The sequence below is a fragment of the Limnohabitans sp. Rim47 genome (genome assembly GCF_001517545.1).
Lineage (GTDB): Bacteria > Pseudomonadota > Gammaproteobacteria > Burkholderiales > Burkholderiaceae_C > Limnohabitans_A.
Genome location: NZ_FBYA01000001.1, coordinates 140,995 through 157,131 on the forward strand (window position 1 = coordinate 140,995; position 16,137 = coordinate 157,131).

The following is a 16,137-nucleotide window of genomic DNA, read 5'->3' on the forward strand; positions in this document are numbered from 1 at the left end:
ATAAGGGCCAAGCGATCACTCATTTGGCAAGCACCATCTTCAGGCCGAAGCCGATCAGGCACAGGCCCGCCAGCTTTTGCAAAAAACCTGAAAACCGGGGATTGGCCCGGATGCGCTCGGCCATGAAATGGGTGACCAAAACCACACCAAAACAATAGACAAAGCCCAGTGCCGCAATCGTCAAGGCCATCACCGCAAAGGTGATCCAGCCTTGGTGATTCACCGGGTCAATGAACTGCGGAAAGAACGCGAAATAAAACATGATCGCCTTGGGGTTGAGCAAGGTGATGAACATGGTTTCACGAAAGTAATGCCCTAGAGTGATCTGGATGCTGGGGCCCTCGCCCGCTTTGGCCGTGATCATTTTGTAGCCCAACCAGGCCAGATAAGCAGCGCCCAACCACTGCAAAACCATGAACAATGTCGGGAAGGTTTTGAGCACCGCCGCCACACCCGCCACCGTGAGCCACAACAAAATCTGATCCCCCACAAGCAAGCCCAACACCGAGGCCAAACCGCCCGACAAACCCCCTTTGCTGGCCGAACTGATCAAGGCCAGGTTACCGGGGCCAGGCAAGAACAAAAGCAAGACAAAAGCTGCGGCAAATGCACCGTAATCCGAGATGCCAAACATGGGTTTTCTTTAAAGGGAATGGGCTGAGTGTAAGTGATGCCTGCCCGGCCACCCCCAAGGCAAGTAAGACAGCCATGTGTTTCACGTGAAACAACTGTTCATGCGCGGCAAAATGCTGTGTGTCTGGGGTGCTCAGGCCGCACACAAAGGGCAACACCAGCCCAAAGGGGCAAGCCCCAAGATCAGACCGAGCAAGCAGCCTCGGGCTTCATCCAGACCATGCAGCGCTCAACGTCCAGCCCAGGCACAGCCAATGGTTCCACGTGAAACACCTTCACATCAGAGGGCAATGCCTTGATTTCATCCTGCGGATGCTTGCCCTTCATGGCCATCCAAACACCGCCCTCCGCCAAAGCCGAACGTGACCAGGTCACAAAGTCGGGCAGCGATGCGAACGCGCGGGAGCAAATCACCCGGTAAGGATCGGTCAAAGACTCGACCCGCGCATGAATGCCACGCAAATTGGGCAACTTCAGGCTCACCGCCACCTGCTGCACAAACGCGGCTTTCTTAGCGACAGTGTCTACACAAGTGACATTCAGCTCGGGCATGCAAATGGCCAACACCACGCCAGGCAAGCCGCCACCCGAACCGACATCCAACACCCGAATGGCTTGGCCTTGGGTATGCCGAGCCAAGGGGGCTACGGCCGTCAAACTGTCCAACAGGTGGTGCGTGAGCATGTCTGCCGGGTCGCGCAACGCCGTCAGGTTGTAGACCTTGTTCCATTTCTGAATCAAGGCCACATAGTCCAGTAAAAGCTTTTGCCGATCATCGGACAAGTCCAGGCCCAAGGCCCGAATGCCAGCATTGAGGCCGGAGGCCAAATTCACACTCATGCGGATTGACCTTCTTCAGTCGGCTGCATGAAACCCTTGAATCCGCCCTTTTTCAGGTGGATCAACAGCAAGGACACGCTGGCGGGCGTGATGCCCGAAATGCGCGAAGCCTGACCCAGAGTTTCAGGGCGGTGTTTGGCCAGCTTTTGCCGAGCTTCGATCGACAAAGCCGAGACCTGCATGTAGTCCAGGCTTTCGGGCAAGCGCAAGTGTTCGTAAAAAGCAGCGCGCTCCACTTCGCCTTTTTGCCGATCGATGTAGCCGGAATACTTGGCGGCAATCTCGACTTGCTCAATGACCGTAGCGCTCAACTCACCCAATGTTTCACGTGAAACATCGGCGCTGGCCATGCGGCCCTCGTCCAAAGACATCAAGGCCTGGTAAGACACGTTGGGTCGGCGCAGCAGGTCAAACAGGTTGTGCTCGTGCTCAATGGCTTTGCCCAGTACGCGCACCGATTCTTCGGCAGGCAGGTTGCGTGGGTTCACCCAAACAGACTTCAAGCGCTCTGTTTCACGTGAAACAGCGTCGCGCTTGCGGCTGAAAGCGTCCCAACGCGCATCGTCGACCAAGCCCATCTGGCGGCCCACTTCGGTCAATCGGGCGTCGGCATTGTCTTCGCGCAACTGCAAGCGGAACTCGGCGCGGCTGGTGAACATGCGGTAAGGCTCGGTCACGCCCTGGGTCACCAGGTCGTCCACCAGTACGCCCAGGTAGGCTTGGTCACGCGCAGGCGTCCAAGCGACTTCGCCCCGGCATTGCAGCGCAGCGTTGATGCCGGCAAACAAGCCTTGCGCGGCGGCCTCTTCGTAACCGGTGGTGCCATTGATCTGGCCTGCAAAGAACAAGCCGTTGATCTGGCGCGTTTCAAAACTGTTTTTCAAGGCACGCGGGTCAAAGTAGTCGTATTCGATGGCGTAGCCCGGACGCAAGATGTGGCAGTTTTCAAGGCCCTTCATCGAGCGCACCAGGTCGTACTGAATGTCAAACGGCAGGCTGGTCGAGATGCCGTTGGGGTAGTACTCGTTCGTCGTCAGGCCTTCGGGCTCCAAGAAAATTTGGTGGCTGTCTTTGTCGGCAAAACGGTTGATCTTGTCTTCCACGCTGGGGCAGTAGCGCGGACCCACGCCCTCGATCTTGCCGGTGAACATGGGGCTGCGGTCAAAGCCCGAGCGGATGATCTCGTGCGTGCGTTCATTGGTGTGCGTGATCCAGCACGGCACTTGCTGTGGGTGCATGTCGGCTCGGCCCATGAAGCTGAACACCGGGACGCCATCGGTTTCGTTCATGCCACCGGGCATGCCGTCGCCGGGTTGCTCGGTGCACTGGCTGAAGTCGATGGTGCGGCCATCCAAGCGCGGTGGCGTGCCCGTCTTCAAACGGCCTTGCGGCAACTGAAGCTCTTTGAGCCGAGCCGACAAGCTGACAGCGGGTGGATCACCTGCCCTGCCCGCCGCGTAGTTTTGCAGGCCCACATGGATCTTGCCGTCCAAAAAGGTGCCCGCGGTCAGCACCACGGTGCGCGAACGGAAACGGATGCCCACCTGCGTGACCGCGCCCACCACCCGATCGCCCTCGACCATCAGGTCGTCCACCGCCTGCTGGAACAGCCACAAATTGGGCTGGTTTTCAAGCATGCGGCGGATGGCGGCTTTGTACAAAATGCGATCGGCCTGCGCCCGCGTGGCCCGCACAGCCGGCCCTTTGGAACTGTTGAGGATGCGAAACTGGATGCCGCCTTCGTCGGTGGCCAACGCCATGGCCCCGCCCAAAGCATCGACCTCTTTGACCAAATGCCCCTTGCCAATGCCCCCGATCGAGGGGTTGCAGCTCATCTGGCCCAGCGTTTCGATGTTGTGGCTGAGCAAGAGCGTTTTGCAGCCCATGCGTGCAGCCGCCAACGCCGCTTCTGTTCCGGCGTGGCCGCCACCGACCACGATCACATCGAATTCTTGAGGGTAAAGCATGAAAAGTCCGCCTCGAATGAAGGCCAAAAAGGGCACCACCTGCGCCATGAACCGCCCTGCCACGGGGTCGGCTGAAGCTGCTTATTTTACAGGCAGCTGTACTTTAAGCAGGCATCCCATGCGCAAGCCAGAAGTGGGCTTTGCATTTTGCGAGCGCAAACTAGCCGACAACCTTCAGGTTATGCATGACGCGCATGACCTCACAGCCAAGCGGCCTTGGACGGCAGCGCATGCCCGCTCTACCATTTGCGCCACTGACACCCCGTCAGTTTCAAGAAAGGCGACGAAACATGTCCAATTCACACGCAGGCATCCAAGCCACAAGCCCCCATGCACTGCCCTCTTATTTGAACCCTGAGCATCTTGGCCCTTGGGGCATTTACCTGCAGCAAGTCGACCGCGTCACACCCTACCTGGGCTCGCTGTCGCGCTGGGTCGAAACACTCAAGCGGCCCAAACGCGCCTTGATCGTCGACGTTCCCATCGAGCTGGACAACGGCACCATGGCCCACTTTGAGGGCTACCGCGTGCAGCACAACACCAGCCGAGGACCCGGCAAAGGGGGTGTGCGTTTTCACCAAGACGTCACGCTGTCCGAAGTCATGGCCTTGTCGGCCTGGATGTCGGTGAAAAACGCCGCCGTCAACCTGCCATTTGGCGGCGCCAAAGGCGGCATCCGGGTCGACCCCAAGACACTTTCGCGCGGTGAATTGGAACGCCTGACACGCCGCTACACCAGCGAAATCGGCATCATCATCGGCCCAAGCAAAGACATTCCGGCCCCTGACGTGAACACCAACGAGCAAATCATGGCCTGGATGATGGACACCTATTCCATGAACGAAGGCGCCACCGCCTCGGGCGTGGTCACCGGCAAACCCATTGCTTTGGGGGGTTCATTGGGTCGACGTGAAGCCACCGGGCGTGGCGTCTTCACCGTGGGCCAGGAAGCCGCGCAACACATCGGTCTGGACATCTCAAAAGCCAAAATCGCTGTGCAAGGCTTTGGCAATGTGGGCGGCATCGCAGCCAAGCTGCTCGCGCAGGCTGGGGCCACTTTGGTCGCGGTGCAAGACCACGGCGGCACAGTCTACAAAGCCGCCGGACTGGATGTGCCGGCCCTGCTGCGCCATGTCGCCGAGCACGGCAGCGTCCAAGGTTTTGCGCCCGCAGAGACCCTGCCCGACGCGCAGTTTTGGGGTGTGGATTGCGACATCCTGATCCCGGCCGCTCTGGAGCAACAAATCACCGCCGCCAACGCCCAACAAATCAAAGCCCGCATGGTGATTGAGGGCGCGAATGGTCCCACCACGCCCGAAGCCGACGACATCCTGCACGCGCGGGGCATTCTGGTCGTGCCCGATGTGATCGCCAACGCCGGGGGCGTGACGGTCAGCTACTTTGAATGGGTGCAAGATTTCTCCAGCTTCTTCTGGAGCGAAGACGACATCAACACCCGCTTGGTGCGCATCATGCGCGAGGCCTTTGCTGCCATCTGGCAAGTGGCCGACGAGCACAAAATCAGTCTGCGCACAGCCACGTTCATTGTGGCTTGCTCACGCATTTTGCATGCGCGTGAATTGCGCGGCCTCTACCCCTGAAGTGGGCCGATAAGGGCCAACATGGGGCGCCCTCGGCCCCGCCTTGAGCCCACGCCATGGGCTCAAGGCCGCAGTGGCAAGGCCCCCGCGGCCTTGACCTCACCCAGCGAAAAACTGGTGTGCAGGTCTTTCACGTTGGGCAAATTCAACAGCACATCGCGGGCGAAAACGCTAAAAGCATTGAGGTCACGGCACACCACCTGCAACTCAAACGTGCCCGTACCGCTGATGTAGTGGCATGAAATCACTTCCGGGATCTTAAGGATCGCTTCTTCCAACTGGCGCGTCACATCGCCCCGGTTGCGTTCTGCATCCAAACGCACAAAGGCAAAGACGTCCAGCCCTACCTTTTGACGGTCAATTTCGGCGCGGTAGCCTTTGATGACCCCCGACTCCTCCAATGCCCGCACGCGCCGCCAGCATGGCGCTGCCGACAAGCCCACACGTTGCGACAGTTCTGCATTCGTCAATCGCCCATCGCGCTGCAGTTCATTCAATATGGCCCAGTCGAATTTATCCATTGTTTCCAAAACAAACCTTTTTAAGCAAGATTCTTTCAAATCATAGGGCAAATCCTGTCACCGAAAGCAAGCACCTGTCCGCTGCACCGTCCTACACTGTGCTTTCAATTTCAGCCGCAGGACAGACCATGAACGCCCCTTTGCCCGAATCGATTCGCCAGGCTTTAGAAACGGTGACCTTGGACGACAAATACAGCCTCGATGTGGGCCGTGCCTTCATGAGCGGTGTGCAGGCGCTGGTCAAACTGCCCATGCTGCAACGCCAGCGCGATGCCTTGCTGGGCAAGAACACAGCGGGCTTCATCAGCGGCTACCGAGGCTCGCCGCTCGGCAGCTACGACCAGTCGTTGTGGAAAGCCAAAGACCACCTGAAGGCACAAAACATCGTCTTCCAGCCCGGCGTCAACGAAGAACTGGCCGCCACCGCCTTGTGGGGCACGCAGCAACTGGGCTTTGCGCCCGCTGGTGTGAATAAGTTTGATGGCGTTTTTGGCATCTGGTACGGCAAAGGCCCTGGCGTGGACCGCTGTTCCGATGTGTTCAAGCACGCCAACATGGCGGGCACCACGCCCTGGGGCGGTGTGCTGGCCGTGGCCGGTGACGACCATGTGGCCAAAAGCTCGACGGCCGCGCACCAGAGCGACCACATCTTCAAGGCCTGTGGCCTGCCCGTGTTCTTTCCGGCCAATGTGCAAGACATCCTGGACCAAGGCTTGCACGCTATCGCCATGAGCCGTTTTGCCGGCATATGGTCGGGCATGAAAACCATCCAAGAGATTGTCGAATCCAGCACCACCGCCCACATCGACCCCGAGCGCGTGCAAATCGTCCTGCCCGAGTTCGTGATGCCACCCGGTGGCGTGCACATCCGCTGGCCCGACACCGCACTGGAGCAAGAGGCCCGGTTGTTCGATTACAAGTGGTATGCGGCGTTGGCCTATATCCGGGCCAACAAACTCAACCACAACGTGATCGAAGGTCCGAATGACCGTTTTGGCCTGATCGCCAGCGGCAAGGCCTTCAACGACACTCGCCAAGCTTTGATGGATTTGGGACTGGATGACCACCGTTGCCGACAATTGGGCATCCGTTTGCACAAAGTGGCCGTGGTCTGGCCGCTCGAAGCGCAAGCGACACGCGAATTTGCCACAGGCCTGCGCGAAATCTTGGTGGTCGAAGAAAAACGCCAGATCATCGAATACCAACTCAAAGAAGAGCTCTACAACTGGCGAGACGATGTGCGGCCCAACATCTTGGGCAAATTCGACGAAGCCGACGGCGATGTGTCGGGCGGCGAATGGTCCATTCCCAACCCCACCGAGCGCACTTTGCTTCGCGCCAACGCCGATTTGACGCCGGCCATCATTGCGCGAGCCATTGCCAAGCGCCTGAAAAAACTGGGGGTCAATGCGGATACCTCCGCTCAGATCGACGCCCATTTGGCGGTGCTCGACGGCAAGGAAAGGGCCATGCAGACGCTGACGCTGGGAACAGCGGCCGAACGCCAGCCCTGGTTCTGCTCGGGCTGCCCACACAACACCTCCACCAAGGTGCCTGAAGGCTCGCGTGCCATGGCAGGCATTGGCTGCCACTTCATGAGCATCTGGATGGACCGCAGCACCATCGGCTTCACGCAAATGGGCGGCGAAGGCGTGCCATGGACAGGCCAACAGCCTTTCAGCAACGAACAACACGTCTTTGCCAACCTGGGTGACGGCACCTACTTTCACAGCGGCATTCTGGCCATTCGCCAAAGCATTGCTGCAAGCGTCAACATCACCTACAAGATTTTGTACAACGACGCCGTGGCCATGACCGGTGGCCAACAAGTGGGCGAGCGCCCTGAGGGTCACAGCGTGGTGCAAATTGCCATGAGCATGCGGGCCGAAGGGGCTCAACGCATCGACGTGGTGACCGATGAGCCCGAAAAATACGATGGCGTGGCGCTGGCCGAAGGGGTGCGCGTATTCCACCGCGACGAGCTGGACCGTATCCAGCGCGAAATGCGCGAGCTGAAGGGCACCACCGTCATCATTTACGACCAAACCTGCGCCACCGAAAAGCGCCGCCGCCGCAAGCGCGGCACCATGGTTGACCCTGCTGTGCGCGTGATGATCAACGAAGAAGTGTGTGAAGGCTGTGGCGATTGCGGCGTGCAATCTAATTGCCTGTCGGTCGAGCCACTGGAAACGCCTCTGGGCCGCAAACGCACCATCAACCAAAGCACTTGCAACAAGGACACCAGTTGCCTCAAGGGTTTTTGCCCCAGTTTTGTCACGGTCGAAGGCGGCACCTTCAAGAAAAAATCATCGGCCAGCACCACCACACTGAGCCCCGCCAACCTAGGCGCTTTGCCAGAACCCGAACTGCCCGTCATCACACAGCCTTGGGGCATGGTAGTGGCGGGTGTGGGAGGCACTGGCGTCATCACCATCGGTCAACTGCTGGGCATGGCGGCGCACATGGAAGGAAAAGGCATCGTCACGCAAGACTCGGCTGGATTGGCGCAAAAAGGCGGTGCCACCTGGAGCCACATTTTGGTGTCCAACACGCAAGACGAGATCCGCACCACCCGCGTGAGCATGGCAGCGGCCGACCTGATCATGGGCTGCGACCCCATCGTCAGTGCCTCCAAGGAAACCACGCTTCGCATGCGCGCAGGCCGCACACATGTGGCACTGAACAGCAACAGCACCCCTACAGCCGCATTCGTGAAGAACGGCAACTGGCAAAACCCAGCCGAGCAATGTGTGGCCGAAATCACGGCCCAAGTGGGCGTTGAAGGTGTGGGCAGTTTTGACGCCGATACACTCGCCAAACAACTGATGGGCGACACCATTTACGTCAATCCAATGATCTTGGGTTACGCCTGGCAAAAGGGCTGGGTGCCTCTGCGACACGAATCTCTGATGCGGGCGATCGAGCTCAACGATGTACAAGTCAAAAATAACCTGGCTGCTTTTGAATGGGGTCGACATGCCGCTCACCAGTTAGAGGCACTGATGCAAATGATCCAGCCCGCACAGGTGGTGCAGTTCAAAAAACGCGAAACACTGGAAAGCCTGATCGCTGACCGCATGACGCGTTTGACCGATTACCAGAACGCGGCTTATGCAACCCGGTACCAAGCCTTTGTGCAGCGTGTTCAAGGGGCCGAAGCGCCATTGGGCAAAACCGTTCTGACAGAAACCGTGGCGCGCCATCTGTACAAGTTGATGGCCTACAAAGACGAATACGAAGTGGCCCGCTTGCACACCCACTCAGCGTTTTTGGACCGCATCGCCAACAGTTTTGAAGGCAACTTCAAAGTGCATTACCACTTGGCACCACCCCTCTTGGCCAAACGCAACAACAAAGGTGAACTGGTCAAGCAAAAATTCGGTTCGGCCATGCTCACGGTATTCAAACTGTTGGCCAAATTGAAAGGCTTGCGAGGAACCACATTCGATGTGTTCGGCCGCACCCAAGAGCGCAGGACAGAACAAGCCTTGATCGGTGAATACATGCAACACATCGAACAGGCGATTCAAAACCTAAGCCCTGAAAACCACGCCCACGCCTTGAGCGTCGCCAATGTGCCCGAAACCATCAAAGGCTTTGGCCATGTCAAAGAACGAAACATCAAAGCAGCGCGGACTTTGTGGGATTCATTGACGACACAATGAACCGCGACAAATTTTAGATTTGTCGTGCACGCGCATGCGGGTGTTCATACAAAACAAAAGACATGGACACCCATTCAAGTCGGGTGTGACAGTTTTGTCATGTCCGCGCATGCGGGTGTCCATCTCTTACTAATTGATAGACACCCGATCAGGCAGAGTGTGACAAGATCACATCAAGTTAACGTGCGTCGGGCAACTCGATCTTGACTTCCAGCACTTCCAGGTTGTCCTGTCGTTCCAAGTTCACCTTGATGTCGTCCGGATTGATCTTGATGTATTTGCTGATGACGGCGACCAGCTCGCGTTGCAAGTCAGGCAGGTAATCGGGCTCAGCGGCATTGCGACCACTGCGCTCGTGCGCCAGGATGATTTGCAGGCGTTCTTTGGCTACGCTGGCGGTTTTCTTCTTTTCGCCCAAGAGGAAGGAAAGAAACGACATGGTTCACTTGCCTCCGAACATGCGTTTGAAAAAACCAGGCTTCACAGCTTCGGTGAAACGCATGGGTTTGTCTTCGCCCAAAAAGCGGTCGATCACGTCTTTGTAAGCTTCGGACACATCGCTTTCAGCCATGTGGATGGCGGGTGTTCCTTGGTTAGACGCTTGTAAAACGTTATCGCTTTCAGGGATCACACCCAGCAATTTGATGCGCAAAATGTCTTGAATGTCTTGCAGCGACAGCATCTGGCCGTCCTCGACCCGGTTGGGGTTGTAACGCGTGATCAGCAAATGCTCTTTGATGGGCTCCAGGCCTTCAATGGCGCGTTTGGTCTTGCTGCCCAGCATGCCCAAAATGCGATCAGAGTCACGCACCGAAGACACTTCAGGGTTGGTCACTACCAAGGCCTCGTCGGCGAAATGCATAGCCATCAAAGCACCGGTTTCAATGCCCGCAGGTGAATCGCAGACGATGTACTCAAAACCCATGTCGTTCAGGTCTTTGAGCACTTTTTCAACGCCTTCTTGCGACAAAGCATCTTTGTCGCGAGTCTGCGATGCCGCCAACACAAACAGGTTGGAACACTGTTTGTCCTTGATCAAAGCCTGATTCAGATTGGCTTCGCCCTGGATCACATTGATCAGGTCATACACCACACGGCGCTCACAGCCCATGATCAGGTCCAGGTTGCGCAGGCCCACATCAAAGTCGATGACGGCGGTTTTGAAGCCTTTGAGCGCCAGGCCAGTGGCGAAACTGGCGCTGGTCGTGGTTTTGCCCACGCCGCCTTTGCCAGAAGTCACAACAACGATTTTTGCCATGGGATTTTCTTTCTTTGACAAGATATCAATATAAATTCGATGATCAGAGCTTCAGGGGCGACACCAACAACTTGTCACCCTCCGGACCTGATTGCAGAGAAACTTGGGCGGCTTGCCCCCAAACGTCTTTGGGCAATGCATTTTCGCTGGTGCGGTAAATGCCAGCGATGGAAATCAATTCAGGCTCCATGGCCTGCGCAAAGATGCGTGCCTCTGTGTTGCCACGTGCGCCTGCGATGGCCTTGCCACGCAAAGCAGCATAAATGTGAATATTGCCATCGGCAATCACTTCTGCGCCCGCATTCACGATGGCCAAAACAATCAGATCACGCCCTTTGGCATACACCTGCTGACCTGAACGCAATGGTTTGTCGATCACCATCGGGCCCAATGCGGCAGAAGGTGCGGTGGGTGTGGTCACTGGTTCAGGCTTAGGTGACTCTTGCACAACCGCAGCAAGCTGCACAGAACGCCGAATGCGCGCATCACTGGCATCGACCAAGCCCAAGGCCTTGGCTTGCTCCAAAAGAGGCCCTTGAGCGCCTTTAATGGCCAAAGGCCACAAAGCTTGTTCACGCAAAAGGGGGAGCAAGCTGGAAAGATCAATTGAAGCGTCGTTTTCTTCCAAATTCAAAAAACTGACATCAATGATCACAGGATCCTGGTCAAAAAACCCGGGACTGTCATCCAGTTGTTGCTTCAAAGACTGCGAAATGGCCTGTATGTCTGTGGTTTTAAGTACCAAGGCGACCAAAGACAAATCAGCGCTTTTGATGTCGTAACAGTTTGAAAGAGGTGTTTCTGAAACGATCGCCATGGTGCCATCAGGGGGAGGAAAGTGGCAAATCTTAACAGCGCAGTTGTTCTTTGTTCTTTCTCTATAGATTTATATCTTTAAATAGTGGTAGTAGATAAGGAAGCCACTTGTGTGTGGACAAGCTGTTTTTTCTCAGCAATGACAACAACTTGCGTCGCATGTGAAGGTGTGCACTGCAGCGCTTTTTTGGTGTTTCGCCAAAATGAACAACTTTTAGATCGGACTTCAAGCTGTGGATAACCTAGGGTTTGTTATTTTTTTATCCACAGGCTTATCCAGAACAGGATGTCATGTTTCGAGCAGCCATTGGATGACGCCTTTGGCCACGAAACCCAGCATGCCAAATGCCAGTCCCAGAAAAATAACAAATGTGCCAAATTTCCCGGCTTTGGATTCCCACGCCAATTGACCAATGATGAACAGCATGTAGAGCATGAAAGCTCCGACACCGATCGTCAGGCCAAACCAGGCGAATTGTTCTTCGTTGAAGCCCAACATCACCGTTCACCTTGCTCGGTGATGCGTTCTTCCAGATCAGAGACATCCACAAGGTGCCGATAAGCATGCCAGCTGCCATGCCCCAGCATGGGAATGACCAGGATGAGGCCCAAAAAGAGTGAAAAAATGCCCAGCATGCAAAAGCCAATGATCAAAAAAGCCCACAAAGTCATCTGCAAAGGGTGGGTCAGCACGGTTTTCCAGCTTGTCAGTACCGCTTGCAACACGGTGACTCGGCGGTCCAACAACAAGGGCATGGACACCACACTGGAGGCAAACACGGGCACGGCCATCATGCCGCCCAGGCCGATCCAAAGTTCAAATAAATAGCCTTCTTTGGCCAACACCACATGGCGTATGAAGTCGACAGGCGTGTGAATGGGGCTGGGTGCCAACAGGGTGATCAGGGCGGCTGAGGTGATGACCCAGCCAGTGGCAGCCAGGCCCAGTAACAAGCCAAAGCGAATCAGGCTCCAGTAGCTGTCAGGTTGGTGTTGCAAGCGCATTTGCCACTGCGTCCAGGTTTGCACCAGCAAATCAAAATCGACCTTTTCCCCTCGTTCCATGGCGCGACTCATGGCATACAGGCTGGTGGCCAGCACGGGTGCCACCACCATGAAACCCGACAAATAACCCACCAACAACCAAAATTGGTCGTGCGCCAGTAAAGCGATAAAGCCACCGAAACCGGCCAGCACAAGGCCGTGCATGGTGCTCAGCAAAGGCGCTCGAGCCATGTCCTTGAACCCCAAGGCCAACCATTGCATGGGCTGATCGGCTGCGATGGGCCGAATGGGCGGTAAAAAAACGCCAGAGCGTGTCTGTGTGGCATCGGAATGGAATTTTTGAGGCATGCACAAAGCTTAACCAGACAAGGCGGCCTCCACCTTGATGTGGGTCAAGTCTAAAAGTGCAACAAAAAGGCCGCTCATGGAGCGGCCTGGTGCTTATGACAAGTCGGGCTTGCCAGTGTTGTCAATGTTGGCCGTGGTGCCCGCCATGCTCCTTGCCACCGCGCATGCCTTCACCCATTTTTTTCATGCCGCGTGCGGTTTCTGCATCGAACACTTTCTTTTGTGTGTCGCTTAACGCGGCATAAAAGGTTTTGGTGGCGTTGGCGTGCTTCTGCATTTGTGCATCGCGTTGGCCTTTATGGGCTTGCATTTGGTCGATGCGCTCAGGAGTCGTCATTTTTTCCATGGCGGCCCGGTCAGGATGCGCCATGGGCTGAGTGGGGGGCTGCATGGCTTGTTCGAAAGCAGTCCAAGCAGATGCTTGACCGGCTTCGAGTTTCAGTTTGCCTTTCAAATCGGCCAAATGTTTGGCATGGCGTTCGCCCATTTTGGCGTGCATTTTGTCCATGCGTTCAGCGCGGGGGTTGTTGGTTTTGATCTCAGGGGCGGTTTGCGCCAAGGTCAAACCGCTCAGGCCAGCCAACAAACTAGCAGCAATCAAGGTGGTACGAATCGATTTCATGGAAAACATCCTTTCAGTGATGGGATGTCGTCAGTGTGCGTGGCCTGTGTTGCTGCGCAGTGCGGTTTATGCAGTGATTTGTAAAGACAGATGAAGCTTTGTGCCGAGTTAAAACGGGTGAGTCAGACGTTGCGGTTTCTGCAAGTGTTAATGCCCAGCAAGCTGTAAGGTGGACACCAGCCCATCAGCCCTGTGGCAAGTGGTACCAAGCCCAACCAACCCCACCAGCCAACGGTGCTGGTGGCAGCCAATGCGATCAAAACCAGTCCTGCAAGGATGCGGATGATGCGTTCGATACTGCCGATATTTTTGTTCATGGTGAGTTCTCCCTTGGGTTAAAAAATCAGGTGATGACGCGGTAGCCTTCATCGGCAACCGCCTTGGCGAGCGCAGCGCGGGGTTGGTCAGATTCAACTTGCACTTTGTTTTGTGTGCGGTCAATCGTGACTTTGGCTTGGGCATCCAGTGCCAACAATGCCTTGGTCACGGCCTTTTCGCAGTGGCCACATGTCATGCCTTCAACGGTGAAAATCTGGTTCATGATGTACCTTTCAGACAAGCCCTCAGGGGTTTGTTGAAGCATAGTTCAAAACAAATCGCACAACATGACACAGATCAAGACCGAACCCGTTGCCAGCAACACCGTGATGGACATCGGCATTGGTGGCATGACCTGCGCCTCGTGTGTGGCACGGGTCGAAAAAGCACTCAACAAAGTGCCCGGCGTGGCGTCGGCCTCGGTCAATCTGGCCACCGAAACAGCACGCATTGTCGTAACCGATCCGGCGTTGACCGACGCCCGCTTGCGCCGAGTGGTGCGCGATGCCGGTTACGAACCCCGTTCAGTGGAAGCAGCCGAGGCGCAGGCCAACAACAACTCGCCTTGGACAGGTTTTGCGCCCGTGGGCTTTGGTTTGGTGTTGTCCGCGCCCTTGGTGATGCCCATGTTGGGCGATCTGTGGGGCCAGCACTGGATGCTGCCCGCCTGGGTGCAGTTTGCGTTGACCACGCCCGTGCAATTCATTTTGGGCGCGCGTTTTTACAAAGCAGGCTGGCACGCCCTCAAGGCTTTGACCGGCAATATGGACTTGCTGGTGTCTTTGGGCACCACGGCGGGATGGTTGTTGTCGGTGTGGCTGTGGCTGACTGCGCATGAAGGTCACACACCTCATTTGTATTTCGAAGGCTCGGCCGTGGTCATCACTTTGGTGTTGCTGGGCAAGTGGCTCGAAGCCCGAGCCAAGCGGCAAACCACCGAAGCCATTCGCGCCTTGCACGCGTTGCGGCCCGACAAGGCGCACTGGATCAGCGAAGACGGCGAAGTCGATGTGCCGGTGGACGAAATTTTGAAGGGCGATCTGATCGTGGTGCGGCCAGGCGAGCGTTTTCCACTTGATGGCGAACTGATTGAAGGCCAGACGCAGGTCGATGAGTCGATGCTGACAGGAGAGCCTTTGCCCGTGTCCAAAACCGCAGGCGCACAGCTCACCGGGGGATCGATCAACGGTGACGGACGCGTGTTGATGCGCGTGACGGCGGTGGGCCATGAGACGGTGCTCTCACACATCATCCGATTGGTCGAGGATGCGCAAGCCGCCAAAGCACCGATTCAGCGGCTGGTTGACAAAGTGGCTGAAATCTTTGTGCCTGTGGTGCTGTTGGTGGCGCTGGTCACCTTGGGCGTTTGGATGCTGCAAGGCGCGCAATTTGAAACCGCCTTGATCCACGCAGTGGCGGTACTGGTGATTGCTTGCCCGTGCGCGCTGGGCCTGGCCACGCCTGTGGCCATCATGGCGGGCACGGGTGTGGCGGCCAAACACGGCATTTTGATCAAAGACGCGCAGGCGCTCGAGATGGCCCACCGCGTGCAAACAGTGGCCTTTGACAAAACCGGCACGCTCACGGTGGGGCAACCACGGCTGACACACCAAGTACCCGCCCCGGGGCAAGACGAAAGCATCGCCCTGCACTGGGCTGCCTGCGTGCAAAGCGGCAGCGAACACCCGCTGGCCCGTGCCGTTTTAGCGGCAGCGCAAGCTCAAACACAGGCACAAGGTCTGAAGTTGTTGACCCCTGCCGACTTGGCCGCTGTGCCGGGTCGGGGTGTGCAGGCCACAGTCGATGGGCACCACTTGCTTTTAGGCAGTCTGCGGTGGCTGCAGCAAGAAGGCCTGGACACCGCTTTGTGGGCCAGCGAGGTGGCCACCTTGCAAGCGCAAGGCGCTACTTTGTCCGCATTGGCCGAACGCTCCGCTGCGGGTGTGCAAGGCCTGCTGCTGCTGGCCTTCGGCGACGAGCCCAAGGTGGGCGCTGCCGAGGCCCTTCTGGCGTTGCGCGGGCGCGGCTTGAAACTGGTGATGATCTCCGGCGACAACCAAGCCGCCGCCGAAGCCATGGCGCGTCGTTTGGGTTTGCGCCCCGAAGAGGGCGAAGTGCTGGCCGACGTGTTGCCCGGCGACAAGGCTGCGCAGGTGCAAAAACTGCGCGAGGGCGGGCGCATCGTGGCCATGGTCGGCGATGGTGTGAACGATGCCCCGGCGCTGGCTGCCGCTGATGTGGGCATGGCCATGGGCAATGGCACCGACGTGGCCATGCACGCGGCGGGCATCACCCTCATGCGCGGCGATGTGGCATTGGTGGGCGCCGCGCTCGACATCTCGGCCCACACCGTGGCCAAGATCAGGCAAAACCTGTTTTGGGCCTTTGCCTACAACGTGGCGGGCATACCGCTGGCGGCGCTGGGCTATCTGAACCCGGTGATTGCCGGGGGGGCCATGGCGCTGAGCTCGGTGAGTGTGATGGCCAATGCCCTGCTGCTCAAGCGCTGGAAACCCTGAGCATGGGATGCACACAGACGGCTC

General features: G+C 57.2%; 15 protein-coding genes. 3 read left to right on the top strand and 12 right to left on the bottom strand.

Annotated features, from left to right (window positions below; translation table 11 throughout):
- Window positions 1-19: 19 nt before the first annotated feature.
- From BN3544_RS00655 to mnmG, 3 genes are all read right to left on the bottom strand, one after another.
- Window positions 20-634: a LysE family transporter gene (locus tag BN3544_RS00655; RefSeq protein WP_019429993.1), complete on the bottom strand. Its 615-nt coding sequence runs from the start codon at window positions 632-634 to the stop codon at window positions 20-22.
- Between the two features lie 182 nt (window positions 635-816).
- Window positions 817-1,473: a 16S rRNA (guanine(527)-N(7))-methyltransferase RsmG gene (gene rsmG, locus BN3544_RS00660; RefSeq protein WP_019429992.1), complete on the bottom strand. Its 657-nt coding sequence runs from the start codon at window positions 1,471-1,473 to the stop codon at window positions 817-819.
- The gene (gene mnmG, locus BN3544_RS00665; RefSeq protein ID WP_026036653.1) at window positions 1,470-3,440 is read right to left on the bottom strand and encodes a tRNA uridine-5-carboxymethylaminomethyl(34) synthesis enzyme MnmG; all 1,971 of its coding nucleotides are present in this window, start codon (window positions 3,438-3,440) and stop codon (window positions 1,470-1,472) included. The genes rsmG and mnmG overlap by 4 nt, the downstream gene beginning before the upstream one ends.
- Before the next feature lie 290 nt (window positions 3,441-3,730).
- Between mnmG and BN3544_RS00670 the strand changes: the two genes are divergently transcribed.
- Window positions 3,731-5,041: a Glu/Leu/Phe/Val family dehydrogenase gene (locus BN3544_RS00670; RefSeq protein ID WP_019429990.1), complete on the top strand. Its 1,311-nt coding sequence runs from the start codon at window positions 3,731-3,733 to the stop codon at window positions 5,039-5,041.
- A gap of 62 nt (window positions 5,042-5,103) precedes the next feature.
- Here BN3544_RS00670 and BN3544_RS00675 read toward each other — a convergent pair whose 3' ends face one another.
- The gene (locus tag BN3544_RS00675) at window positions 5,104-5,571 is read right to left on the bottom strand and encodes an Lrp/AsnC family transcriptional regulator (RefSeq protein ID WP_026036652.1); all 468 of its coding nucleotides are present in this window, start codon (window positions 5,569-5,571) and stop codon (window positions 5,104-5,106) included.
- Window positions 5,572-5,690: 119 nt separating this feature from the next.
- Here BN3544_RS00675 and BN3544_RS00680 point away from each other — a divergent pair, with 119 nt between their 5' ends.
- The gene (locus tag BN3544_RS00680; protein ID WP_019429988.1) at window positions 5,691-9,227 is read left to right on the top strand and encodes an indolepyruvate ferredoxin oxidoreductase family protein; all 3,537 of its coding nucleotides are present in this window, start codon (window positions 5,691-5,693) and stop codon (window positions 9,225-9,227) included.
- A 178-nt stretch (window positions 9,228-9,405) separates the two neighbouring features.
- Here BN3544_RS00680 and minE read toward each other — a convergent pair whose 3' ends face one another.
- The 8 genes from minE to BN3544_RS00720 all read right to left on the bottom strand — a co-directional run bounded on the left by minE (window position 9,406) and on the right by BN3544_RS00720 (window position 13,817).
- Entirely contained in the window at window positions 9,406-9,666 is a 261-nt protein-coding gene (gene minE, locus BN3544_RS00685; RefSeq protein ID WP_019429987.1) for a cell division topological specificity factor MinE, read from the bottom strand.
- A gap of 3 nt (window positions 9,667-9,669) precedes the next feature.
- Window positions 9,670-10,485: a septum site-determining protein MinD gene (minD, locus tag BN3544_RS00690; RefSeq protein WP_019429986.1), complete on the bottom strand. Its 816-nt coding sequence runs from the start codon at window positions 10,483-10,485 to the stop codon at window positions 9,670-9,672.
- Window positions 10,486-10,528: 43 nt separating this feature from the next.
- Window positions 10,529-11,302 (bottom strand): septum site-determining protein MinC, encoded by a 774-nt coding sequence (minC, locus tag BN3544_RS00695; protein ID WP_019429985.1) that lies wholly within the window; start codon window positions 11,300-11,302, stop codon window positions 10,529-10,531.
- A 288-nt stretch (window positions 11,303-11,590) separates the two neighbouring features.
- Complete coding sequence (locus tag BN3544_RS00700) at window positions 11,591-11,800, bottom strand: DUF2788 domain-containing protein (RefSeq protein WP_019429984.1); 210 nt, start codon at window positions 11,798-11,800, stop codon at window positions 11,591-11,593.
- Window positions 11,800-12,654 (bottom strand): DUF2189 domain-containing protein, encoded by an 855-nt coding sequence (locus BN3544_RS00705; protein WP_019429983.1) that lies wholly within the window; start codon window positions 12,652-12,654, stop codon window positions 11,800-11,802. The genes BN3544_RS00700 and BN3544_RS00705 overlap by 1 nt, the downstream gene beginning before the upstream one ends.
- A 121-nt stretch (window positions 12,655-12,775) precedes the next feature.
- Window positions 12,776-13,276 carry a Spy/CpxP family protein refolding chaperone gene (locus BN3544_RS00710; protein ID WP_019429982.1) on the bottom strand — a complete coding sequence of 167 codons (501 nt, stop codon included), beginning with the start codon at window positions 13,274-13,276 and terminating at the stop codon, window positions 12,776-12,778.
- Window positions 13,277-13,398: 122 nt separating this feature from the next.
- Window positions 13,399-13,593, bottom strand: a complete 195-nt coding sequence (locus BN3544_RS00715) for a YgaP family membrane protein (RefSeq protein ID WP_019429981.1) — start codon at window positions 13,591-13,593, stop codon at window positions 13,399-13,401.
- Window positions 13,594-13,619: 26 nt separating this feature from the next.
- Window positions 13,620-13,817, bottom strand: coding sequence for a heavy-metal-associated domain-containing protein (locus tag BN3544_RS00720; RefSeq protein WP_026036650.1), 198 nt, complete (start codon window positions 13,815-13,817; stop codon window positions 13,620-13,622).
- Between the two features lie 64 nt (window positions 13,818-13,881).
- On the opposite strand from BN3544_RS00720, the gene BN3544_RS00725 reads away from it, so the two are divergent.
- Window positions 13,882-16,113: a heavy metal translocating P-type ATPase gene (locus BN3544_RS00725; RefSeq protein WP_019429979.1), complete on the top strand. Its 2,232-nt coding sequence runs from the start codon at window positions 13,882-13,884 to the stop codon at window positions 16,111-16,113.
- Window positions 16,114-16,137 lie beyond the last annotated feature (24 nt).